We start from the raw sequence: 23,667 nt of genomic DNA, 5'->3' as shown, positions 1-23,667 counted from the left end.
TAAAATAGAAATGTAAATACAATAATTGAAAGGAATGTTCATCATGCCAAAGTTTATCGTTGAAACATCTGCACGTCACGTTCACGTTACTCAGGAAACTCTTGAGATACTGTTCGGAAAGGGTGCAACACTTACAAAGAAGAAAGATCTTTCACAGCCTGGTCAGTTTGCTTGTGAGGAGAGAGTTACAGTTGTAGGTCCTAAGAAAGAGCTTGCAAACGTATCTATCCTCGGTCCTGTAAGAAAAGCAGACCAGATCGAGCTTTCAGCTACAGACGCACGTTCTATCGGCGTTGCCGCTCCTATCAGAGAGTCAGGCGACACAGCAGGCTCAGGCGCTTGCAAGCTTGTTGGCCCATGTGGCGAAGTTGAGTGTTCTGAGGGCGTTATCGTTGCTAAAAGACATATCCATATGACACCTGCTGACGCTGAAACATTCGGCGTAAAGGATAAGGATATCGTTGCAGTAAAGATAGAGTCTGCAGAAAGAACAGCTATCCTCTGCGACACTGTTATCAGAGTAAGCGACAAGTTCGCTCTTGCTATGCACATTGATACAGACGAGTCAAACGCTGTAGGCGCAGGCAGAGAGCAGTACGGCGAGATAGTTAAGCTCTAATTTCATAGTACATATAAGACCGCTCATCATAGGGCGGTCTTTTTTCATATAAAATAATCATCGCCGCAGGCGATACCATAATTCCTCATTCCTCACTCCTCATTCCTCACTATTATTACAACGTTTCGATTGACACAAAACTCCACCTGTGATATAATTTTCTTGTAAAACACATAACGCAAATATGGAGATCATAAAATGAATAACGATACAATAAAACTTATACGCAAAACCTCAAACGTAAATTCACTTATGGTGATAATTTTCTATATGCTTGATATCGCACTTATAAGACTTGGCGACTTGGCGGTGTACCATATCGCAGGAAAGTCAGCCTACTATGAGGATATCGCTCAGCTTGTAAGCTACTGCATACAGTATCTAGTAGTTGTGCCAATAGTTCTTGTGGTATTCAGACTTGTGAGTGGCAAAAAAGAGGGACTTAAAATAACAGCCTGTTTCAGAAAGTCTTCAATGCCTGCAAAATGGGTAGCAAAGTGGATTGTCATATCATTCGGACTTATCTATGCCTCAAATTATATCAACACATTTATTTTCTCATATGTGCAGAAAGCTTCTGGAACGAGCCTTAAAGGCGTTGACTTCACTTCAAGCGGCACTGCCCTGGGCGGCGTAACGAGCGTGCTGGCAATGTCAGTGCTTGCACCGTTTTTTGAGGAGCTTATGTTCAGAGGTACGCTTTTCAGAAATGCCGAAAAGTGTGGTCAGCTCACAGGCATTATAATGGTGGGGCTGACATTCGGTCTTTGGCATGGAAGCTATCAGCAGATACTCTATGCGGCTGTTATGGGAATGTGTGCTTGCTTTATGGTTGCAAAAACAGGATCTATCTTCCCGTCTCTGATACTTCACTTCACCATGAACACTATCGGAGCAATTCAAAGCGTCGCACTTGGTTCGATAGACTTTGACAAGTTTGCCGCAGACCTTGAAAAAGGTCAGATCACAGGCACAGCACCAATGATAATAATTGCTGTCGCTCTTCTCTCTTTCGGTCTTATGATAGCTGGTCTTGTGCTTTTTGTAAAAGAGCTTAGGTATCATCGTGACAGCTTCAGGCTCATAAACTTCTGCCCTGACGTTTCACAAGGCCAAAAGATAGTCATCTATCTCACCGCACCTGTTACCATACTCGCCTTTGCCGGGCTTATCTTCATCACAGTCCGCACAGCTTTAGGTCTTGGGCTATTCTAAAATACGCATAAAAATAACGCAGACTTTTTACAGCCTGCGTTATTTTTTATCAGGAGTTATTTATTATGATTTAAGGCTTGCGATCTTCTGGTTGAGTTCCTTGATCTCGGAATCTACAGTTGCAGAATACTTCTCACGAACCTGCGTCCATGTGGACTGTACACCCTCTTCATTAACATTTGAAGCATCACTGTAGAGTGCGTCAACAAGGCACTGGTTTCCGTCAAACTGCTTTCTGTCGCCGAGAGCGGAAGATATACCGTAAGCATAGTCAAAGAGCATAAGGTAATCGTCAGAAACAACGTCCATTTTCACATCATACATCTCGTCTGTCCAATTAGGGTTGTTCTCCATGAACTTGTCCTTGTTTGTCTGCTCATACTTAGGATCTGTCTTTGAGGCTCTTACGCACTCGAACCAGCACTTAACAGCTTCGCTTCTTGTTGAGCCTTTTACCCACATGAAAGCTGTCATATCAGAAGTTGTTATCTTCTGCTGATTATCGTCATACTGAGGAATAGGAACAACGCCCCAGTTCTCGCCCTCCTTTGGAGTCTGGTTGCCTGTATAAGCCCACTCGCCCATTGCATAGAACAAGCAGTTCTGATTGAAGCAATCTCTTGCAGAGCCTACCCAGCCGTTGAGGATAAGTCCGTCCTTCATCATATTATAAAGGAAGTTCTGAGCCTTTTCTATATCAGGGTCGTTAAGATTGCTTGAAAACTCGTTTGTTGCAGGATCATAGTTTACAAGACGCTTGCCTGTCTGCTGAACAACGTGCGCTCTAAAGAAGCCGTTTACACCGTAACGCTCAGTATCAGCCGGTGCGTTGCCAACATATGAGGACATGATATCCTCCCAATTCTTCCAAGTCCACTCATTGTTTACATAAAGCTCATATGGATCGTCAAGGCCCTCTGCGTCAATGATATCCTTATCATAGCAGAGCATAGCAGAAGCAGAATAGCCAAGAGGCGCAACATAGTGCTTTCCATTGAGCATGAACTGATCTGCTGTATCCTTTGTTGCAGACCACAAAGGCTGGCTGAAATCAACTATGCTGTCGATAGGCTGATACATATCCTTTACTACCTGTGAAGGGAATGCAAGCCACTCATACTTGAATATATCAGGAATGTCCTTGTTAGCTGTGATAGCAGCAGCAAGATTATCAAATCTGTCCTCATTTGAAGTCTGCTGGAATCTTATCTTTCCGCCCTTGCTCTCAAAAAGCTGAAGCTCTGTGCTCTTCTCAGGACTGCCCTTAGTAGGGTTAAGGTCGCCCTCACCGAGATAAAGTATCTCTTTTTCAGCACCCTCAGGGATAGCCTCGATAGATTCCGTGTCAGCTACCGCAACGTTCTCTGTTGCAGAAAAATCGTCCTCCGCATTGCTTGAAGAGTTTGATGAGCTTCCGCAACCCGCTACTCCTGTTGCCATTGACAAAGCCATTACAGCCGCTATGTACTTTTTGTAATTCATAAAATATTCCTCCATAATTCAATATTTTAGCATCAAAGCTGTCCGTATGTAGTTGATGAGTTCATATATTAAATCTTGCTATAATTATACAACACATATAAAGCTATTGTCAATCACCATTATAGCACAATTATCAGCAATTTCATTGTACACTTTGCACAATAAAATCCATATGTATTGTTAAAGCGCAATATTACAATCGGTATCGTTTAAAATATGCGCATAAAGTTCAAATATTCAATATGCCCGTTTTGAATGAATATACAACAGATACAAGAGCTTTTTGTAGAAAACATTAACCAAAACAGCAAAATATGTACAGCATTTATGCAGTTCGTAAAACTTTTTTCATGTAATCGTTTGATGTTTTCAGTGGTACTTGTAATTAGCGAATTATTATAGTATACTTGTTTAAGAAGATTTTTTACCGAAAGGAAATTGCTTGATATGACAGATTTTGAAAGAAACAAAGCAAGGGTGACAGCCGAATACGAGGCTCTCATCAACAGAAAAAACATTGTGTCCGACAGCTATAACGGAATTTATGACAGATACGTTTACCCTGTTCTGACAGCCGCGCACGCACCTATTATCTGGAAATATGACATGAACCCTGAGACAAATCCATACTTCATGGAGAGATTGGGCATAAACGCAGTACTGAACTCAGGCGCTATTTATCTCAACGGCAAGTATTACCTTGTTGCAAGAGTTGAGGGCAATGACAGAAAGTCATTTTTTGCAGTAGCAGAGAGCGACAGCCCTGTTGACGGTTTCCGTTTCTGGGACTTCCCTGTTCAGCTTCCTGACACTGAACCGGAGGAAACAAACGTATACGATATGAGATTAACACAGCATGAGGACGGCTGGATATATGGTGTATTCTGCTCAGAGAGCAAGGACAAGACTTCAAACGATCTTTCCGCCGCTACAGCTCAGGCCGGAATCGTAAGGACAAAGGATCTTAAGACATGGGAAAGACTTCCTAATCTCAAGTCCAAGTCACCACAGCAGAGAAACGTTGTACTTCACCCTGAGTTCGTTGACGGAAAGTACGCATTCTACACACGTCCACAGGACGATTTTATCGAAACTGGCTCAGGCGGAGGAGTATGCTTCGGTCTTTGCGAAGACATCACAAACCCTGTTATCTGCACAGATGAAGTTGTTATCTCACCAAGGCAGTATCACACAATCACAGAGGTAAAGAACGGTGCAGGCGCAGTGCCTATCAAGACACCAAAGGGTTGGATACACATTGCACATGGCGTAAGAAACACAGCCGCAGGTCTTAGATACGTAATTTATGTATTCGCAACTGACCTTAAAGACCCTTCTAAGCTAATCGCTTCGCCGTCAGGACTTTTCATTGCACCACACGGCAGTGAAAGAGTGGGTGACGTATCAAACGTTGCGTTCACAAACGGCGCGATCGTTCGTGAAAACGGTGACGTGTATATTTACTACGCTTCATCAGACACAAGACTTCACGTTGCGGCAACAACTATCGACAAGCTTATGGATTACACATTCAACACTCCGTCAGACCCACTGCGTTCTGTTGACTGCGTAAAGCAGAGATGCGATCTTATCAGAAAAAATCTCGAATATCTTAACAAGTAATATATCAAACACAAACAGACGGCTTCTGCTGTCTGTTTTTTTGTACACTAACAAATATGGTATATCACAATTTTGTGAAAATTCATAGCTCACCGCTCTCCTGCATTTGTACCTATGTTTTGTCTGCCGCAAAACTGCTGAGTCCCTTTACCGCAACTTTTTTTATATACCCTCTTGCAATCGTCCACAATCTATGGTATAATTAATTAATAAAAGCACAATATATGCAATATCACGCACAAAATTTTCTCTTAACTAAGGAGTGTTTATAATGAGATGTCCTTTTTGCAACTATGAAGATACAAGAGTAATAGATTCACGTCCAAGCGAGGGAAAAAAGCGTCGCCGCCGTGAGTGTCCGAAATGCGGAAAGCGTTTCACTACTTATGAGGTGGTCGAAAAGCCACAGCTTATGGTATACAAGCGTGACGGCTCGTTTGAGCCTTTTGACAGACAGAAGCTTATAAAAGGCATTCAGAACGCTATCAAAAAGCGTCCTGTCAGTGTTGATGATATGAAAAACCTTGTTGACGATATAGAGAACACCTTTGCAAACAAAATGCAGACCGAGACCACTACAAGTGAGATAGGCGATATGGTGCTTATGGGTCTGAAAAAGCTTGACCACGTTGCATATGTGCGTTTTGCTTCCGTTTACAAGGACTTTTCAGACGTTGATTCGTTCATTCAGATAATCACTGAGCTTTCTGACAAGAAGAAATAAATAAGAGCGTTCCGATAATTTTCGGGACGCTTTTTTTGCACCAAAAAAGCGGACAGCCTAAGCCGTCCGCCATATTTTTTATATTGTATTAAAGCTGTGTATCAACAAAAATTGTATAGATAGCCTTCATTGCAGATTCAAAATCAGCCTCATTCACACCGATGATGATGTTAAGCTCGCTAGAGCCCTGATCTATCATCTTTACGTTTACATGAGCGTGTGCAAGGGCTGAGAATATTCTGCCTGCTGTACCTCTGTTTGACTTCATTGCACGTCCCACAACTGCAATAAGCGCAAGGTCTGTTTCAATATCAATTGTATCAGGGTGACAGTTTCTGTGCAGACCTGACATTATCTCCTGCTCCTTTGGAGCAAACTCTGCCTGATGAACAACGACAGACATTGTGTCGATACCTGATGGCATATGCTCAAAGCAGATACCATTCTTCTCGAATACTTCAAGCACTCTTCTGCCGAAACCAAGCTCTGCGTTCATCATATCCTTTTCGATATTAACTACAGTAAAGCCCTTCTTTCCTGCTATACCTGTGATCGTGAATGCAGGCTTCTGAGATGTGGACTCAACGATCATTGTACCCATATCCTCAGGCTTGTTTGTGTTCTTGATGTTTATTGGGATACCTGCTTTTCTTACAGGGAAAATAGCGTCCTCATGAAGTACGCCTGCACCCATGTAAGAAAGCTCTCTCAGTTCCTTATATGTTATGGTAGTGATAGGCTGTGGGTTGTCGATAATTCTAGGATCGCATACCAGGAAGCCTGATACGTCTGTCCAGTTCTCATAAAGATCAGCGTTTACTGCTGCGGCAACGATAGAACCTGTTACGTCAGAACCGCCTCTTGAAAATGTCTTGATAGTATCGTTTGGCATTGAGCCGTAGAAACCAGGTATTACTGCATTGTCAAGTGTAGCTAATCTCTGAGGAAGCACCTCGTTTGTTCTTGCAGAATCGAACTGACCCTGATCGTTAAAATAGATAACATCGGCAGCGTCAACAAAGTTATATCCAAGATATTTAGCAAGAACGATACCGTTAAGATACTCGCCACGGGAAGCCGCATAGTCACGTCCCGCCTTGCCGATAAAGCAAGCCTTGATAGTTTCAAACTCCTTGTCAAGAGAAAGGTCAAGACCCAAATCATTGATTATGCCGTAATATCTTTCCTTGATAGCGTCGAACTCGCTGCTGAAATCCTTGCCCTTTGCAGCAAGATCATAGCAGCCGTAAAGCATATCAGTTACCTTTGTATCGTTTGAAAATCTTTTACCAGGAGCAGACGGCACAACAAATCTTCTTGAGCTTTCCGCTGTGATTATCTCCTTAACCTTTTTGAACTGCTCAGCACTTGCAAGAGAGCTTCCACCGAATTTTACAACCTTTGTCATTTCACAAACCCCTTATAAACTATAGAATTAATCCTGTCTGCGTACTTTTCCCACGCTGACGTTACAATAAATAGTATACCGAATTTGCGTGATTAAGTCAATGTATAAATGGACTAATTTTTATAGTTTTTTTGGTGTATGTTTGTGAAATACGCTTGTATTTGTATGACGGACAACTCATGCTTATCTGTCTGCCTATTATCTGTAATGTTCGTCTATCCACTTATCATGTTTTCGTGAAAGAAAGCCCCAGCGTTCTTCAACACAAAATGCAGCAGATAAAACAAGCGGCAAAGAAAGCAGCACAGCCGCAATAATAAGAATAGCCATATTACTTACGTTCACAAGAACGCCTCCCGTCTCGGTTTTGTTATGACTATATTATAGCGTTCCTTACTTAAACAGACCTTAATGCAAAGTGAAAACCATGTGAAAAAAAGCCCCGACCGAAAGTGCGGCGCTGATATAGCAGTATAATCCCAACTACTATATTAAGACCAAAACAGCGAGCTATGAAAATGAAAGACAGATACTTCCACAAGAGAGGTATCTGTCTTTTTACATAGAAGAAACGACTTCCGTTATTAGATTTAACTGGAACTAGTGGTCTGAACTAATTTATTCTTTATGATTTCCAGACTTTTAAAACCATTATGTTCAGATGAAAAACCAGAAATAATTGCTTCCATCGTTTCGGAACTCCAGTAAATGGTTAGTTTTTTCTTTGTGCGAGTTATCGCTGTGTAAAATACACCTTTTGTTATTTTTTCGGTATTAACGCTCGGAATAACAACTTTTACAGAATCATATTCTAAGCCTTGTGCTTTATGAATCGAAACGGCATATGCTAACTGGAAAGGTATAATAGTCTTCTTAGCGTTTTCCTCGTCATCAACTTCATCTTCATCGAAAGCATATACAATGAGTTTAATCCGAGTTTTTTCGTCTATGGTGTCAATGTACTCTATTTGATCTGATTTACATTGTTGTTCAGTAATTATTGTTTCCACATCAATAGTAAACGCTATTTGATCATCAGCCTTTTCAATTTCAACGATGATCCCTTTAAGATTATTATAAAGATATGTGAAACGAGAGTTATCATTAAAGAGAATTTTGTCTCCCTTTTTAAACCTCCAGCTTTGCCATATTATAGCTTCTCCATTTGGATTTGCATTTTGGAAATAACTGTTTATATTATTTAACCCGAATTTCCCATCATAGTTCAAGCATAAAACAACTTCATCTTTAACGTCAGAAGTAAAAATATCTGATCCGATTTCCTTTGAAAAGGGCCCGTCTATGACGAGTTTTTCGGTGATCCTAACATCATTGTTCCTTACTTCTTCCCATAGGCTCAGTAAGTTTTCTTCCCGAGTCCGCCAAGTATCAAGTAATTCAACGTTAGCTCCATGTGTAGTTATGATATCTTTAGCATAATAAAACCAGTTACCAAAATCAATTGATTCGATTTGATTGATGTCTCCTGCAAGGACAATCAATGAATCCGAACTAATTTTACTAATAAAGTTAAGCATCGTTCGATTATCTATTGTACTGCACTCATCTACAAAAATAATATCATAATCTGGCAAATTAACTCTTCTTGTAAAACTATCAATACAAATAAAATCAGAATCTGATCCTGGATTATCAATTCTTCTTTGAAGGTGTTGAATGGCAGCATGTGTTTTAGTAAGAAAAAGCTTTTTTGATTTGGGCATAAGACTAGATATATAATTAATAAGTGTTGTTTTACCCGTTCCAGCAGCACCATATATCAACAGTATTCTTGAATTAACAAAAGCATATTTAATTGCTTTTTGCTTGGAAACATCAACCTTGTCAAAGAGTGCTGAATGATCTTTTATAAATCGTGCGTTTAGTTCTTTTTGACCTTTAATTCCTGCTTGCGTAAAATCTAACAATCTCTGTAGAATCTTAAGTGTAATGGTTTCATAGGCAGATATTGTAACTAAGCCACTATCATTTACTATGCTATATCCTTGATCTTGCTCCCACTCAACTAAATACTCATTATAATCGTTAATGGATTTGTCTGAAGCAATTTCGCTTGCTTTGAAATATAATTCACCCGATTTATTTATCGCATTTCTTATTCTTAGATATGGTAAAAGAATATTGATTTTTTCTGTTCCAGATGCACTAAGTATTTTTGTTATACTAACTTCAGCTGTTTTACTATGTGGTAAATTTGCTAGAAGCGGATTGCGTTCAAATGGACGACATCCTGATGCAAGGTAAAGAGGGGAACCAGCTAGCATTTTTGTGAATCTATTAGGCATTACATCAATTAGACTTTTTTCACGAAGATTAATCAAAAGATAACGAACAACATTTTTTCCAAATATTACGGAATCGGAAGAATAATCTCTTCTCAATATCTCAATCACTTCTCTAAAGTGTTTAGTGTTTGTATTACCATATATTTGATCAGTAATTGAATGGAAATCCATTTCTTGTAAATCAATAAGATCAAGCAACGTCATTCCCGTTTTGGTGAGAAAACTCATTAATTCAGCATACTCGCCATAGTTTGCATTCAAACTTAATGGAATATTTAATATTCTTCCAAGTTTGTTTAAACAAGTAGGTGCAATGGATACCCTCCAGTTTGTGATGATTTTTATATTTGAAGCAATACCCCATAAATCAATCGTTGTGTCGGTATAGCCAATATTAATTGAATAACCAGTTGAAATATTCTGCTTTGAATAAACAGTTATTCTATTAAATTTAGTAGCATATTTATTGGCTAATTGCAAGGTGATTTCATAATAACGTTTGGTGCCAACATAAAATGGCATTTTCTTTTGAACATAAAAACGTGTGCTTTCCATAGAACGAGGTGATAAATCCGTAGATTCAATAGCTTTTGCAACTATATTATAGTACTCGTTGTCAAGTTGATCCGTATTTAGTGGGAACTTTTCAAGGTTTTGCAAGATTAAAATCTTGTAAATATTATCGAAAAATTCTCTAATCTGCCACATGAAGTTATAGTATTTTAGCATCAATCTTTCAGATTGACCATCTTCCGGAATACGGCAATCAATATACTTCAATCCTCTTAAAAAATTAGCAAGATATTTAGTTCTCAAATCGAGTTGAGCTTGTTCATATGCTAATTGAAGATTTGGCTTTGAGCATCCAAGATTATAAGAGTTTAGTAAAAGAGCCGCTCTACAAAGATCATATAATTTCGGTAGAATATCTTGTGAGACTTCATCTCTAGTTGCGCCAAGGCTTTCTATTGTATCAATACTTCTGACTATCGACCTATTACAAGCCATTACAATTCTTTTGATCTCATCAAGATTAAGCTGAGTTGAACTAAGCTTATTTACAAATGAATGATGTTCAATTATACGATCAAGTTTTTTACAAAAATCAATAATACTTTCATCAGTATTATAAATTTCCTCTGAGGGGGCGAAATCAACCGTTATACTTCCTTGAGTGAAATTTATAGAGTTGATATAGTCTACAGACATATACTTCCAGAAAACACGTTCAGAGCCTCTTTCATCAGGATTAAGTACAACAAAGAGTATTCCGGGGTCTAAGGTGACATCCATAGCCATCGTTGCAGGAAAACCAAGACTTTGCAATGAATATTTGATTTTCCCATTATCCTCTCTGTATGAATGAGATCCTTTTATCTGAACAAAGAAATTTTGCTTAGGTCGCCTTGATACATCAGGATCTGCTACATATTCAAACGTTCCATCAGTATTAGGCCACTTATCATTAGATGCAAATAATGGGTTAATCCGCCCATTTGAACGAAAAAAGAATTCTAATGTAGAGACAGCAGCTTCGTCTTCTGCTGATCTTTCAGTATGCGTTTTTATGTGCTTTTCTATTAGTTCTTTGGGCTGCTCTAACATTTTTTACTCCTTTCTCTGCCTAAGGCAAACAATCGCATCATTCAACCTTATTATAATAATCTAGTCTTAAATCATTAAGTTCTTTTCGTACAGCCCGCCAATCCTTCATGTACAAATCCATACATGAAATAAAAACTGAATTATGTGTACGTTCCTTTAAATGGAGAAGTTCATGCAATATTACATACTCTAAACACTCGATTGGTTTCTGTGCAAGCTGTAAATTAAACCATAGTTTTTTCTTCTCTGTATTACAAGTTCCCCAGCGAGTTAACATATATTTGGTTTGCCAAGAATCACAGTATAGCTCGGTAAGCCTTTCCCACTTCGGAAGTAATCTTTCAATTTCCGCTTTTAGTAAGATACGGTACTGCTCTCGCACATAGTTTTCTCTTTGCTTTACTGTACTTTCTTCACGCATAGAGAGTATTACCTTATCTCCTTTTATTTCAAATCCGTTCTTTTGTGAATTAGGCTGAAAGGATAGATAATATTGTTTTCCCCATATGAAAAGCGTTTCTCCGCTTACATACTGACGTTTAGTGCTTCTTGCCTGATGTTGAAACTTTTCAATCTGTTTTTTGATCCAAATAAGATTTGTTCGGGCATATATTTCTATTACCTTATCATCAATAGATGACGGAGCAGAGATAACGACGTGTCCATCAGGAGGCTTGACCTGAAGATGCATATTCTTGATATTCTTTTTATGGATATCAATAGGTATGCCAGAAATCATAATTGTCATATATTAGTATTCCTCCTGCTTTTCGATGATTTTAAATAATCTTTCGACTTCAGAATCATCATTAAGAATAATGAATAAAGCTTTCTTTATTCTATTTTCTTTTATAGGATCACCACGGAATCCACTCATTTTACTGCTAAGAACAGCATTATGAAGTTTGATTGCTAATATTTCATTACCGTCAGTATTATCGTATAGAGCTTGCAAAGCCTTACTTTTTCTTATGCTTTCAGGATAGTCTTCATTTTGTTCCGGATGTTCAACATTTTTAGCAAGTTTTATTTGTTCCTCAAGGAGTTCCTTATAAGAGATAACGCCTTGCTTTCTTTTTTGAATCAGCTCATCCAGTATTGTTGACATCTTTTCATAATACTTAGGGTTGACCGCAACTTTTTCTACCATTTTACGACGAATATTATTTTCAATTGCTTCAGCTGCTCCTTCTTTTTTATCTGAGGGGGCATCTTCTTCGGTCATGATTTCTCCCTGTTCTGCTACGAAATCAAGTAGTGTTAGATCATCGAACTCACCGATTTTAACGCTATCTGAAGCTGTAATATAGTTGTCGATCAGTTTGCGCATATCCGGCTCATAAGCTTTAAAATCCAAGAAGTCTCCACTTTTATTTCCGATTGTCTGTTTCAGCTCAACATAGAATTTTACTTTTTCATCGTATGCAGATACTTCTTTGGCAGTATAAATATCAACCATGTATGGCTTGGCTTCTGCAAATGCACGAACTAAACCGCTTACAAGCTTATAAAGCCTCTCTCTAAGGCGAGAATAGATCTCATCAGTTTCTTCGCTCATGCCGGATTCTCCGCAGAAATAATGCATATACTGTAAATCACCCTTTGGAGCTTCTACGCCTTCGCATAGTTCTTCCAACTGATCGTACACTTCATTGAAATGCTTGATTGCTTCAGCGCTTCTATCTTTGATAAGTCCATCGACATCTTCCGGATCATAGTTTTCAAATGCACCTGATGTATAGGTGTCCATAGCATTCTTTAGGTCTCCGAAAAGCTGCTTATAATCAACGATATATCCAAATTCCTTTGTGTCACCATCCAGTCTGTTAACACGGCAAATAGCTTGGAACAAACCGTGATCCTGCATACTCTTGTCAATATACAGATATGTACACGGCGGAGCATCAAATCCTGTGAGCAGCTTATCAACCACAATGAGCAGTTTCATGTTTGCAGGCTGGTTGATAAACTTATCTTTAACATCTTTTTCAAAGTCCTCGACTTTTTTCTGTATTGAAAGCTTTTCAGGAAGATTATCAGGATCAAGTCCTAACATACGGAGATATATCTCGTATTTTTCAAAAGTTTCAGTTTCATCATCGGCACTTACAGTATCAGTTCTCAGATCACCGGCTTGCGGAGTGTAAGAGGAGATAATCGCACACTTCTTGAAACCTCTCTGCTGGAAGATCTCATAATACTTGCAAGCAGTATAGATCGAATCTGAAACGAGAATTGCATTTCCATTTCCGTCCATTAGGCGAGGCTTCAAATCAAAATCCTGAATTATATCCCAAGCGACACGTTCAAGCCTTGAACGGGAACTATAGATTTTCTGCATACTTGCCCATTTCTCTTTCAGCTTTGCTTTAGCTCTGCTTGAAAGAGAACGTGTTTTAACGTCAAACCATTGGTCAACTCTGTCATGAGCGCTAAGCTCCTGGGGGATATCTCTGTATTCATATCTCAGATCAAGCACAACACCGTCACGCACAGCTTCGTTATACTTATAGGTATGAATATAAGTGCCAAACACTTCTATGCTTGTCTTCTTATCTTTTTTCAGAAGCGGTGTTCCTGTAAAACCGATGAATATCGCATCAGGCATGATTGCCTGCATTGCTGCGTGGAGCTTGCCTGACTGCGTTCTGTGACATTCATCAACAAAGACAAAGATTTTTCCTTTCGCCTTAAAGTCAGCAGGGAGCGACTTCTTCAACTCATCAATATACTTGTCATAATCGGATTCAGTAGCTTCTCCGCCACGACGACCAAATTTATGCACCAATGAACATAAGAGTGAACTGTCATAGGAATTCAACTTACGGAGCAGATCATCACAGCTCTTGGTTCTGGTGATCTTTTCATCAACACCAATGTATGTCTTTTCAATCTGCTCATCCAGTTCATCACGGTCGGTGACGATAAGCACACGAGAGTTTTCTTCTTTACAATTGGCAAGGATCCATTTTGACAGCCATACCATTGTCAACGTTTTACCGCTGCCTTGAGTATGCCATAGAATACCGCCACGCTGTTTTGCTAATCTGTTCTGAGTACGTTTTATGCCGAAAAACTGATTATAGCGGCATACCTTCTTAATGCCCTTATCGAAAACTACAAAATTCTCAATGAGGTCTATAAAGCGTTTCTTATCGAACATCTGATACAGCTGCTGAAGCAGGAGGTTATCAATATGATCGCAGTATTCCATAATACGTGCATCTTCAGGATCACGCTCGTCTTCGTTTTCATGGAATCCGTCAGGCTTCCATTCCATATAGTATTTTTCGCCTGTCAGAATAGTGCCGTAACGCAGACCTTCTATTTCATTGCCTGCCATACAAAACTGCACTGTGGTAAAGAACGATGCAATAAAGCCGTCCTTCTGATTGGTAAGGTTCTGCCTGATACCGTTTGAAACGGACACGCTGCTCTTTTTCAGCTCTATAACTGCCATGGCGATGCCGTTGACATAAATAACAAGATCTGGTCTTTTCTCCTGACGGTCAATAACCGTTACTTCCTCGGCTATTGCAAAATCATTATTTGTAGGGTTATCAACATCAATGAAGTAAACCGTCTTAGGGGAGCTTTCGGGAGTTTCCTTGACCTTGGCACCGTATTTCAGCAGCGTATAGACCTTATGGTTAGCATCATAAAGCCCATGTGTCATATCATCAGCAGCTTTCACAAGTTCGGCAACAGCACCGTCTATCAGCCTTTCACTGTAACCGCTAAGGCGCAGGTACGCACGAAGTCGGTCTTCACGGATATTTTTATTTGCTGTGTCTTTCAGGTTGCCAATATATTTATAATCGAGGATATTTCTGTTCTTAAAGAAATCAATTACACGATTTTGCGTGGTTCTCTCGGTATCACCGATACTCATACGTACATTCCTCCTTAATGTGTTTGTTATTTCATGGAAAAAACTTTCTGATCAATCCTGCTTTTATGCTTTTATATTTATCACACTTACGCTGGTGAAGGGTGATAAGGGTGTCAAGTTGAGAGAAAAAGGTTCCGATTTTTTGCTGTTCATCTTTTTGAGTAGGTAATAAAATAGGTGTCTTTTTCCCGCTTTCGATAGTATAAGTTCCGACTGTTCCTATTCCAGCAGATTCTTTTATAAAGTTCTGAATGAAACTACCGTTAAAAGAATGATAGAAAAATTCGCCATCTATTCTATCTTCATTTTTGAACCAAATAATATTTCCATCCTTGAAGTATAGCGGTTCTTCGTTGTTTATCAACATTGGAACGCCTATTGTTCCAACACCCGTTACAAGCAAATCACCAATTTTCACTTTGCCCGATAAAGCACTGTACTCATCATATTTCTCTTGTGATATAAATAACGGTTCAGAAACTTCTTCGTTTTTTGATACTGCTACAATATCTCTTGCTCTTAAAAATCTTACACCTGAATCTGTCCAATCGGACTGATGAATTCGTTTTACAGATGTTATTTCCATCAGCTCACCCAACTTACGTTGTTCCCAAGCGTCAGTAAATCCTTTGAATCTTAGTTCAGGCTTATCAGCACCATTTTGGGGAAACATTTTTTTCAGCATAGCCGCTTTGAATTGAATCAACTTGTCACACTTACGCTGATGAAGGGTGATGAGGTTGTCGAGGTTCTGAAAATATGCTGAAATTTCTGCTTGTTCATCAAGCGATTTTGGATACGAAATACTCGTTCCTTGTAATGCAGATTTTGAAATTGAGGTTACTTTTGTTCCCTGCATTAAAGGTATCAATGTATCGTGATAGGAATTTGAATTTAAGTAATATCCAAGGTATCCAGAAGCATATTCTTCCTTTGGTCTTACTGGAATTGTATGCAAACCCGAAAGAACTGTTTTATCGCCTAAATTGGCTATTTCACTGCATTTTCCTACTGTCGCATCTTCTGCTGTGTCAGCAATAATAACATCACCATTTTGAAGATAGGAGTTCTTCATAGCTGTTACAATTTTATCAGAATTTATATATGCTAACGGCTCATTTCCAACATCAAGAACCTCGCCATATTTTATAAGCACATCGCCATAGTGAATGTTCTGTGCAAGTCCGCTTTCATCACACAAATCGGCTCTTGAAAGTGTGTTATTTTGAAGTATTTCAAATACTGAACTAAACCCACGCTGTTCCCAAGTGTCAGTAAATCCTTTGAATCTTATCGCCGGAGTTTTGTTATTATTCGACATCGTTTGAACCTCCGAGCAATTCTATTAACTCTGCAAAAGCTTTCATATCATAATCATTGCCTGTTAATTCACCAAGCATATCTGACAGTGATGATTCTGCTTCGTTTATCTGACCGTCAAGGTCTGTAAGTGTAAGCTTATATCTTTTTGAAAGCTCAGTGATACGCTCGGCAAGCTTATGAGAAATTGCTGTGTACAGATCAATTATTCCCTTGCCTATGGCATAATACCACTTCTTGTCTACAAGCAGTTCCTTGATCTCATCATCGGTAAGTGACGCATATCTCTCACGAGCCTTTTCATCAAGTGCCTTATCCATTTCTTTTATAAGCTTTGTAGACTCCTCAGACCTTTGTGCAAGCTCAAACGCTTTCTTTAACTCTTCATAGTCATCGGCGTATGCAGCAGGTGCAGGCGCTTCTGCACGGGCTGCACTTAAAGCATTATTTATGGATGTTTTGGTTACTGTTCCTTTATCGGTATACGCAACTTCCAGTTCAGCGTGCTTGTCGATATACTGTGTATATTCCTTCTTTTTCATTGACGGAAGAAGATTCAAAAGCGTTACAAGGCTGTCAATAAGCGGAGTATGGACATTTTCCATGATCTTGTCGATTTTCTCCTGAATGTCCTTGCTCTTGACTTTTCCACCCTCTGCAAGTTCCGATAATGCCGAGTCTTCTGCCGATTTCTCGATCATTGCCATGAGTCTTGAATCGGTCTCTGCGACAATATCCATAAGGTCATCTATCGCCTTTTTCTCCTCGGGGAATAGCTCTGAGATAACTATTTTCTTCGGAATAAGCTTACCTTCCCAGCCTGCAACCTTTAGCTCAGGGTTGCCGTCAGCATCGGTTTTCTTTGTCTCCTTCATGATGTTCTCGGTCTCTCTTGCAATTTCATAGCCCTTATCATCCGAGATTATCAAAGAAACATCGTCATTAAGCACTTCGTTCCAGTATGCAAGAAGTATCTGGTAAATATCATACTTGTTGATAAGCAAGATATCTTCAAATGCTTTCATTATATTCTCTGCCAACTCGGATATGAGAATTTTGGCAGAAACGGAGCTATCAAGTTTTTTCAACTTTGTATCTGCAAAAGATTTCCAGTCTGTGAATGCCTTGTCGATAAGATCCCCATATGCCGAGAATTCACCATTAGCATATATCATTCTGCGAATGTCGTTTTCTTCCACATTCAGCTTATAATAGCCATCACTAAGCGAACTGAGCAACTCATCTTTCAGCGTCGGGAATGCATCCCAGTATTTACTCAGTGCATCTATATCCACAGCAGGGATACCGCCGTGAATATGAGCATAAATATCCTGAATATCCTCAGGCTCGGAAGAATCTATATAACGGGAAATATTCAGGTTATAGCCATTCTTCTCTTTGATCTCCTTATTGGGAACAAAGCGAGCATATTTAGGATCATCTGTAATCTGCTCATTGAATGTAGTGACTATGCGATAGATATCCTGTTCACGCAGTCTGTTCTTGTTTCCGTCCTTAACAAATCCCTTTCCTGCATCTATCATAAAGATTCCGGAACGGTTTTCAGCACCCTCTTTATCGATTATAATAATACAAGCAGGTATTCCCGTACCGTAAAACAGGTTAGGCGGCAGACTGATAATGCCTTTGATCCAGCCCTTATCAACGATAGCCTGACGAATAGTACCTTCAGCATTTCCACGGAACAGAACACCATGAGGGAGAATGACAGCAGCTTTACCCGTAGATTTCAGCGTTTTTAATATGTGCATCAACCAGGCATAGTCGCCGTTTTTCTCAGGTGGTCTATCTCCATAACCGGAGAACCTTCCATACTCCTTCAAACCATCTGACCAGTTTTTAAGAGAAAAAGGGGGATTCGCAACAATATAGTCGAAGCGTTCCAGTTCGGAAGAATCTTCATTTTTGATAAACTGAGGATCAGAAAAAGTATTACCTGCCATGATCTTGATAGTAGCTTTATTATGAAGAACGGCATTCATTTTAGCAAGACCTGCCGTCGAACTCTCTTTTTCCTGTCCATAACCTGATATCTCAAAAGGAACCTCTGCAAGTGCTCTGATAAGTAATGAACCACTACCACAAGCAGGATCACATACTGTGGCATCATGATCCGTACATTTATCTATGCCTATAACCTTTGCAAGAATGCGTGATACTTCTGCCGGGGTATAGAACTGCCCCTTACTTTTACCGCTTTCGGTGGCAAAGTTTCTCATAAGGTATTCATAAGCATCGCCAATGATATCGTCACCGTCAGCTTTATTATTTGAGAAATCCAATTCAGGACGCTGAAAAATGGCTATAAGCTTTGTGAGCTTATCGACCATTTCCTGTCCTTTACCGATTTTTGCTTCATCATTGAAATGTGCGATGTCAATTACACCTTTTAGACTGTCATTTACTTCAGCAAGGCGAGCGATGATTTTATCTATACCTTCGCCAATATTCTTCTTGTTCTTGAGTGCAATAAAGTCATCAAAAGAACAGCCTATTCTTTTTTCGGGATCAGGATTGGGATCATGTTCTTTATCGAAAACGGTCAAATCTCCGTATTTATGTCCCTTATACTTATCCGTTACATACTTCATAAACAAAAGGGTTAGTATGTAATCCTTATACTGTGATGCATCCATTCCTCCGCGCAGTGCATCACAACTTGCCCATAGTGAACTATATAATTCCGTTTTCTTAACCGCCATAATACGAATCTCCTTACAATTAAGTTGCTATATTTCCTACTCAATAGCACTTTTGCCGCTTTTTACCCATGCATCAAGCTCCGAGCGTTTGAATTTCCACTGCTTACCGATTTTGTGGGCAGGGATATCTTTATTATTGCGAATCCAACTTCGGATAGTAACAGGCTTGATTCCTAAGTGTTCAGCTGCCTCTTCAAGGCTTATCCATTTTTCATTAACAGCGCTATTTCCCATTTTATCACCTCTTGTAGTAGATGAAATATATAACAATCCATTATGATTATACTATATCGGTTTGAAAATTACAAGAGGTTTAGTGTTATTTCGTGATATTTATACTAAGTTTATGTATATGCATTGTGCATTTTTCTTGTCGTATAGAACGAGGCTCTCAGAATCACTCTGAAAGCCTCGTTTCGTATTTATAGATATCAGAACGGATGCTGTATCTGACAGCCGCAGTGAGCCATTTTCGTTCGCCTGAGAGCATACCACCTGCACTATCAGAAAATTTGCTCCGAATTAACGTCCACCTTAACAGCAAACTTATTCTGAAAGTGCAGTTCCTCCACGATGAGAACAGCGGTGTTATCGGGAGTGTTCCTGAGTGAACCAACAAAGGTAATCGTACCGCCTTTGGAATAGAGAAAACTCACAGCACTTGCATTATCATCAAAAGCGAGGCAGGTGAAAGTATCGCTCTCGACATCCTCAACGCCTTTCTGCTTAGGCTGCTCAACGGCGATACTGAATTTACAGTATTTAGGGTCATCTTTGGTAGTAACAGCAGGCTCGCTTAGAAGCCTGCATGACATCATGATCTTATTCAACATAGTCTGCTCCTTTCAATCTTCGTCCGAACACTCGTTAAGCCCGTGTATAAGCTGAATGTATACGCACTCTGCTCGGTCGTGCTCCTCGCCGTCCGTGGACATCATTATTTCAAGGAAATATGCCTTAGCCTGTTCATAGTCCGTCCAGACTTCACGCTTGCCATTGCATACGGTAGTGACCTTGTTTGTTCTCGGCATTGCCAATTCTGGTGTTTTCAACATAGCTGTGTACCTCCATAATTTTTATCGTGAATCCATTATATCCGATAAAACTACCGGAGTCCAGCATATTAGAATGATTGTAATAATTCTTGTGAAAGGCGCAGCAAAAGTATGTTTTTCCCCAGTGCATTGCGCTGTGATGCTAATTGACTTTTTCGAGTATGTGTGCTATGATATTTGAAAAGAATTCTAGTAAATGCTAAATCAGCAGACATTTATGTATTGATTAGAAAGAATTATCGGAGGTTTTTATATGAGCAACACCGTTGATGTATATTTTTTATTTAAAATCATGCCAATTGAGTATATTGATAATTTTGCTAAAGGAAATTTCTATTTTTCGTGTTGTGGAAACTGGGTAGATATTGCTAAAAAAGGATTTGGAAAAGGACAAGGAGATAAATATGAAGGTGTATTTGCCAAATATAAAAGGAAGAACAGTAGAAAGCCAGTGAAGTATTATAAGACACTTTTTAAAAAAGATTTAAAAATCGAACAAGAAGGAGATTATGTATTATTAAGAAGAATATCTTCCTTATATATTCCAGCAATTTGTTTTTATAGTTTGGATAATAATACATCAATAGAGTTTTTCCCTGAAAAAGAAAAGGCTCGAATCGAGGAAATCATAAACAATTGTGGAGATGCAGAAGAAATAACTGTTGATAAATTCCCGCTTGGAATATCTGATAAATATTTGTCGGAGTTTTCTATCGACTCAGACAAAATAGATGCTGTAACGATACAGCCTCGAAAAGTATTGAACGAATTTAAAAATAAAGGATTATTCTATCAAAAAGTTACTTATATTGATATGGATACCGAATTCGACATATTTAAAGATAAGCTATATGAAAAATACGGTTTTAACTTTAATGATGCTATTGATAAACATATTGAGATATTTTTCAAGGATAAAGCAAATTATTCACATCAATGTGAATTAAGAGCGATTATTCTTGATGAACGATTAAAAAGTATAAAACGAGGAAAAACAATACATCTCGATAATCTTTCAAGTATCAGCGTAAGTGGAAAAGACGGAGCACCAGTCAATGCAACCGGTAAAGATTTCATATGCTATACCAAAAACGCAAGAGATTTATTTGGCAAAGTAGTTCTGAAAAAGCTGAATTAAACCATCCTAATATTGAAAAGATATTATTTGGATATTGTTCTTTTTAGCTTTGTTTATAAAGATTCTTTCTCCTCCCACTCCTCGATGTTTCTGCTGATGTTTTTATTATAAACCCGTGCGGAAGTCACGTCAATCCACGCTCCGTAGAGTGGATTATTCGATGCATTTTTTCTGCTTAGATTCGGGGGATTGGGGGCATCCCTCAGCAAGCATTGTATGTCGTTTCTCACGAAACTTGTGGGAACGATATACCGTGCTTGCTGAGGTTGAATTTTGTCCCTTGGGGGCATCTCTGTTTCCGAGCCATCAGGCTCGGTATTTTTGCTCACTTGTGGTTCAAGGGATAGCATCAGTTCTTGTAAAAATCTCGGTCGGGGTCATAGGAGCAGAGCTCCTGTCAAGCTATGTATCGGAGCATTCAAATCTGAAAATTTGTAATGCGGAGATACCGAGCTTGCTGGGATTGATTATGCCCCCTTGGTACTTCTCTGTATCCGAGTCATCAGGCTCGGTGTTTTTGCTCACTTGTGGTCAATAATTTTGTATCAGATCTTCATCTATTATCGTTCGGGGCATAGGGGTAGAACCCCTGTCAAGCTATGTATCCAGCATTCAAATTTGAAATTTGTAATGCAGGGATGCCGTGCTTGCTGGATTTGACTTCAATCGAAATTGATAGCCGTATAGAAATTAGCGCTTGGATGACATTTAATAAATAATGTGTAGTTTAGATATTGCAAATAATAAGACAAAATGCTATAATATGTACATAGGTATATGGTTTTATTTGGAGGTATAACGGAAATGATAGATACACTCACGGCGTATAAATGCTCATTTAGATTTTTGCAGCGTAATAATCCATTAATAGGCGAACAGAGAAATGCCATAAAAGATGATAAAAACCAGATTATTCCTTCTTGGAATTTTTGAATGACTACACAGAGTATACTAAGGATATTGCTGTGGGCGAAAGTTCTCATAGAGCAATTTCTTTATCTCAAGATAATATAGATTATTCAGAGCAAAACGATATTTGTAAATGGCATATAATTATGAGTGCTGGAAAACAAGGACAGCCTGTTACAGTTGTTAAAATACATACAAAGAAAAGATATAATTATGGATCGGATACGGCGGCTTTATATAACCATCATGTGTTTTTTTATCAAAAATCTGATTCAATTATTGCTATCTTCCATAGACAGAATGGATCGGGATGTAAGAGCGTTTTCCTTGAAACCGCAAATAAAGCAATCAAATCTCGAGGTATTAAACTTGAGATGGAATTAATTATGCCTATGAGCAATTCAGTTATCGATGCCACTCCAACAAAGATTACTCTTCAGTATAAAAAAGATGTAATCTCATCAGATGTTGCTGATAATATAGGTAAACATAAGAAAAGCTATCTGGTGCGTGAATTAGGATTGAATTTAAGTGTTAATGAAAATAATAGTATCATGCGGATTTTTAGAGATTTTCAATTACGCAGAATTCCTTCAAATGAAGCTTTTGCATTAATAAAGGCAGAAATTAATGATTCAAAAGAATACAATGACGCTGAAGTTAATGTTAAAATAGGAAATAGGCGAAGGAAAATTAAATGGAATGAATTTGAATCTATGATGGGCACTTATGATATTTCAGAAAAACTATATAATGCATATAGTAAATCGAAAGATTTTGTTCGTGAATTATACATATCAGTTGATGAATATTATAATATGATTACAGATTCAGAGGTGATTTAATATGCTTGAAAAAATAGCAAGTATATCTGTTATTGTTATTTTAATATGTATGCTATTCTTAAATCCCAAAGTCAATATAATAAAAATCCTCATAAAACAGCTTTCGGTTTTTAAAAATGCTAAAAATGAAAAGATATCAGTATGGGATTTAGTCTGCTTTATAGTTGCCCCAATAGTATTAGCTATACTACTTGTTTTTATATTGGGATATGATATATCCAATAGTGTCGCCAGTGTTTTGACTACCGTGTATGCCTTTGTTTTTACAGTGCTATTCGGGTTTGCAGCTGTTCTTGTAGGAAAGATTGATAGTAAAAATGAGCTTGAAAAGCAAGTAACTGAGGAGACTTTTGTTTCAGTGCTAACTTCAAATATTCTATCATTGATTAATGCAATAGCATCTATAATCTTACTAAATATTAATGAAGACTCAGAATGCGTTCGCAATTTAGTATCTGCTATTATTTACAGCATTTCATTTATCACAATTATGCTTTTATTGATGATAACTAAAAGAACATTTATCATATACTGTGATAAGAAAAAGAAATAAAACCATATCTGAAGCAGTCTTTTTAGGCTGCTTCTTTGCATTTTCAGTATAAATTGCACCGGGGAAAACCGAAAATCATTCCAAAGTTCGTGCGCAATGCGGCTGGACAATCGCCCTCATTGCGCGCTATAATATTTATAGTCGCAAAATACTCGGTCGGTCGAAAGGAAGAAGTACCGACCTTGTGGCTGCATAGAGGGTAAGAGAGATAAAGCGATGCCCTCACCAATGCTTAGAGATATAAATGCAA

General features: G+C 38.6%; 18 protein-coding genes. 7 read left to right on the top strand and 11 right to left on the bottom strand.

Annotated elements, in window-relative coordinates; translation table 11 throughout:
- Window positions 1–43 precede the first annotated feature (43 nt).
- Together pduL and AB5123_RS05755 are read left to right on the top strand one after the other, a co-directional pair.
- The gene (gene pduL, locus AB5123_RS05760; protein WP_242988978.1) at window positions 44–619 is read left to right on the top strand and encodes a phosphate propanoyltransferase; all 576 of its coding nucleotides are present in this window, start codon (window positions 44–46) and stop codon (window positions 617–619) included.
- Window positions 620–817: 198 nt separating this feature from the next.
- On the top strand, window positions 818–1,834 hold the full coding sequence (locus AB5123_RS05755; protein ID WP_347503537.1) for a CPBP family intramembrane glutamic endopeptidase: 1,017 nt from the start codon (window positions 818–820) through the stop codon (window positions 1,832–1,834).
- Window positions 1,835–1,897: 63 nt separating this feature from the next.
- On the opposite strand, the gene AB5123_RS05750 is transcribed toward AB5123_RS05755, so the two are convergent.
- On the bottom strand, window positions 1,898–3,316 hold the full coding sequence (locus AB5123_RS05750) for an extracellular solute-binding protein (RefSeq protein WP_347503536.1): 1,419 nt from the start codon (window positions 3,314–3,316) through the stop codon (window positions 1,898–1,900).
- 447 nt (window positions 3,317–3,763) lie between these two features.
- Between AB5123_RS05750 and AB5123_RS05745 the strand changes: the two genes are divergently transcribed.
- Together AB5123_RS05745 and nrdR are read left to right on the top strand one after the other, a co-directional pair.
- The gene (locus AB5123_RS05745; protein WP_138339064.1) at window positions 3,764–4,939 is read left to right on the top strand and encodes a glycosidase; all 1,176 of its coding nucleotides are present in this window, start codon (window positions 3,764–3,766) and stop codon (window positions 4,937–4,939) included.
- A gap of 271 nt (window positions 4,940–5,210) precedes the next feature.
- Window positions 5,211–5,663, top strand: a complete 453-nt coding sequence (nrdR, locus tag AB5123_RS05740) for a transcriptional regulator NrdR (RefSeq protein ID WP_022288601.1) — start codon at window positions 5,211–5,213, stop codon at window positions 5,661–5,663.
- An 88-nt stretch (window positions 5,664–5,751) separates the two neighbouring features.
- Here the strand turns inward: nrdR and AB5123_RS05735 are convergent, their stop codons facing one another.
- The 10 genes from AB5123_RS05735 to AB5123_RS05690 form a co-directional block, all read right to left on the bottom strand.
- Window positions 5,752–7,071, bottom strand: a complete 1,320-nt coding sequence (locus tag AB5123_RS05735; RefSeq protein ID WP_195247238.1) for an aspartate kinase — start codon at window positions 7,069–7,071, stop codon at window positions 5,752–5,754.
- Between the two features lie 198 nt (window positions 7,072–7,269).
- Window positions 7,270–7,416 (bottom strand): hypothetical protein, encoded by a 147-nt coding sequence (locus tag AB5123_RS05730; protein ID WP_158455080.1) that lies wholly within the window; start codon window positions 7,414–7,416, stop codon window positions 7,270–7,272.
- 245 nt (window positions 7,417–7,661) lie between these two features.
- A complete protein-coding gene (locus AB5123_RS05725) occupies window positions 7,662–10,982 on the bottom strand; it encodes an ATP-dependent RecD-like DNA helicase (protein ID WP_117924265.1) in 3,321 nt (1,106 codons plus the stop codon).
- A gap of 37 nt (window positions 10,983–11,019) precedes the next feature.
- A complete protein-coding gene (locus AB5123_RS05720) occupies window positions 11,020–11,730 on the bottom strand; it encodes a M48 family metallopeptidase (protein WP_117924263.1) in 711 nt (236 codons plus the stop codon).
- A gap of 3 nt (window positions 11,731–11,733) precedes the next feature.
- Window positions 11,734–14,874 (bottom strand): type I restriction endonuclease subunit R, encoded by a 3,141-nt coding sequence (locus AB5123_RS05715; RefSeq protein WP_117924261.1) that lies wholly within the window; start codon window positions 14,872–14,874, stop codon window positions 11,734–11,736.
- A 31-nt stretch (window positions 14,875–14,905) separates the two neighbouring features.
- Window positions 14,906–16,195, bottom strand: a complete 1,290-nt coding sequence (locus tag AB5123_RS05710; protein WP_117924259.1) for a restriction endonuclease subunit S — start codon at window positions 16,193–16,195, stop codon at window positions 14,906–14,908.
- A complete protein-coding gene (locus tag AB5123_RS05705; protein WP_242998279.1) occupies window positions 16,185–18,917 on the bottom strand; it encodes a type I restriction-modification system subunit M in 2,733 nt (910 codons plus the stop codon). The genes AB5123_RS05710 and AB5123_RS05705 overlap by 11 nt, the downstream gene beginning before the upstream one ends.
- 36 nt (window positions 18,918–18,953) lie before the next feature.
- Window positions 18,954–19,151 carry a helix-turn-helix domain-containing protein gene (locus tag AB5123_RS05700; RefSeq protein ID WP_117924257.1) on the bottom strand — a complete coding sequence of 66 codons (198 nt, stop codon included), beginning with the start codon at window positions 19,149–19,151 and terminating at the stop codon, window positions 18,954–18,956.
- Window positions 19,152–19,420: 269 nt separating this feature from the next.
- Window positions 19,421–19,750 (bottom strand): single-stranded DNA-binding protein, encoded by a 330-nt coding sequence (locus AB5123_RS05695; protein ID WP_117924255.1) that lies wholly within the window; start codon window positions 19,748–19,750, stop codon window positions 19,421–19,423.
- Window positions 19,751–19,762: 12 nt separating this feature from the next.
- Entirely contained in the window at window positions 19,763–19,972 is a 210-nt protein-coding gene (locus AB5123_RS05690) for a hypothetical protein (RefSeq protein WP_117924253.1), read from the bottom strand.
- A 253-nt stretch (window positions 19,973–20,225) separates the two neighbouring features.
- Here AB5123_RS05690 and AB5123_RS05685 point away from each other — a divergent pair, with 253 nt between their 5' ends.
- From AB5123_RS05685 to AB5123_RS05675, 3 genes are all read left to right on the top strand, one after another.
- Window positions 20,226–21,110 carry a hypothetical protein gene (locus tag AB5123_RS05685; protein WP_117924251.1) on the top strand — a complete coding sequence of 295 codons (885 nt, stop codon included), beginning with the start codon at window positions 20,226–20,228 and terminating at the stop codon, window positions 21,108–21,110.
- Between the two features lie 929 nt (window positions 21,111–22,039).
- Window positions 22,040–22,864, top strand: coding sequence for a hypothetical protein (locus tag AB5123_RS05680; protein ID WP_368364606.1), 825 nt, complete (start codon window positions 22,040–22,042; stop codon window positions 22,862–22,864).
- A 1-nt stretch (window position 22,865) separates the two neighbouring features.
- Window positions 22,866–23,417 carry a hypothetical protein gene (locus AB5123_RS05675; protein WP_117924245.1) on the top strand — a complete coding sequence of 184 codons (552 nt, stop codon included), beginning with the start codon at window positions 22,866–22,868 and terminating at the stop codon, window positions 23,415–23,417.
- Window positions 23,418–23,667: the final 250 nt, after the last annotated feature.

It is taken from the genome of Ruminococcus sp. RTP21204st1_B2_RTP21204_210225 (assembly GCF_040914135.1).
Taxonomy (GTDB): Bacteria; Bacillota; Clostridia; order Oscillospirales; family Ruminococcaceae; genus Hominimerdicola; species Hominimerdicola aceti.
The sequence above is the reverse complement of the archived record's forward strand: the minus strand, read 5'-3'. Positions and strand labels throughout refer to the sequence as shown.

Coding starts and splice junctions, on each gene's coding strand:
- nrdR (WP_022288601.1), top strand. CDS start 5,211: ATGAGATGTCCTTTTTGCAACTATGAAGATACAAGAGTAATAGATTCA.
- AB5123_RS05720 (WP_117924263.1), bottom strand. CDS start 11,730: ATGACAATTATGATTTCTGGCATACCTATTGATATCCATAAAAAGAAT.
- pduL (WP_242988978.1), top strand. CDS start 44: ATGCCAAAGTTTATCGTTGAAACATCTGCACGTCACGTTCACGTTACT.
- AB5123_RS05755 (WP_347503537.1), top strand. CDS start 818: ATGAATAACGATACAATAAAACTTATACGCAAAACCTCAAACGTAAAT.
- AB5123_RS05685 (WP_117924251.1), top strand. CDS start 20,226: ATGAGCAACACCGTTGATGTATATTTTTTATTTAAAATCATGCCAATT.
- AB5123_RS05735 (WP_195247238.1), bottom strand. CDS start 7,071: ATGACAAAGGTTGTAAAATTCGGTGGAAGCTCTCTTGCAAGTGCTGAG.
- AB5123_RS05725 (WP_117924265.1), bottom strand. CDS start 10,982: ATGTTAGAGCAGCCCAAAGAACTAATAGAAAAGCACATAAAAACGCAT.
- AB5123_RS05745 (WP_138339064.1), top strand. CDS start 3,764: ATGACAGATTTTGAAAGAAACAAAGCAAGGGTGACAGCCGAATACGAG.
- AB5123_RS05710 (WP_117924259.1), bottom strand. CDS start 16,195: ATGTCGAATAATAACAAAACTCCGGCGATAAGATTCAAAGGATTTACT.
- AB5123_RS05750 (WP_347503536.1), bottom strand. CDS start 3,316: ATGAATTACAAAAAGTACATAGCGGCTGTAATGGCTTTGTCAATGGCA.
- AB5123_RS05715 (WP_117924261.1), bottom strand. CDS start 14,874: ATGAGTATCGGTGATACCGAGAGAACCACGCAAAATCGTGTAATTGAT.
- AB5123_RS05700 (WP_117924257.1), bottom strand. CDS start 19,151: ATGGGAAATAGCGCTGTTAATGAAAAATGGATAAGCCTTGAAGAGGCA.
- AB5123_RS05690 (WP_117924253.1), bottom strand. CDS start 19,972: ATGTTGAAAACACCAGAATTGGCAATGCCGAGAACAAACAAGGTCACT.
- AB5123_RS05695 (WP_117924255.1), bottom strand. CDS start 19,750: ATGTTGAATAAGATCATGATGTCATGCAGGCTTCTAAGCGAGCCTGCT.
- AB5123_RS05705 (WP_242998279.1), bottom strand. CDS start 18,917: ATGGCGGTTAAGAAAACGGAATTATATAGTTCACTATGGGCAAGTTGT.
- AB5123_RS05675 (WP_117924245.1), top strand. CDS start 22,866: ATGCTTGAAAAAATAGCAAGTATATCTGTTATTGTTATTTTAATATGT.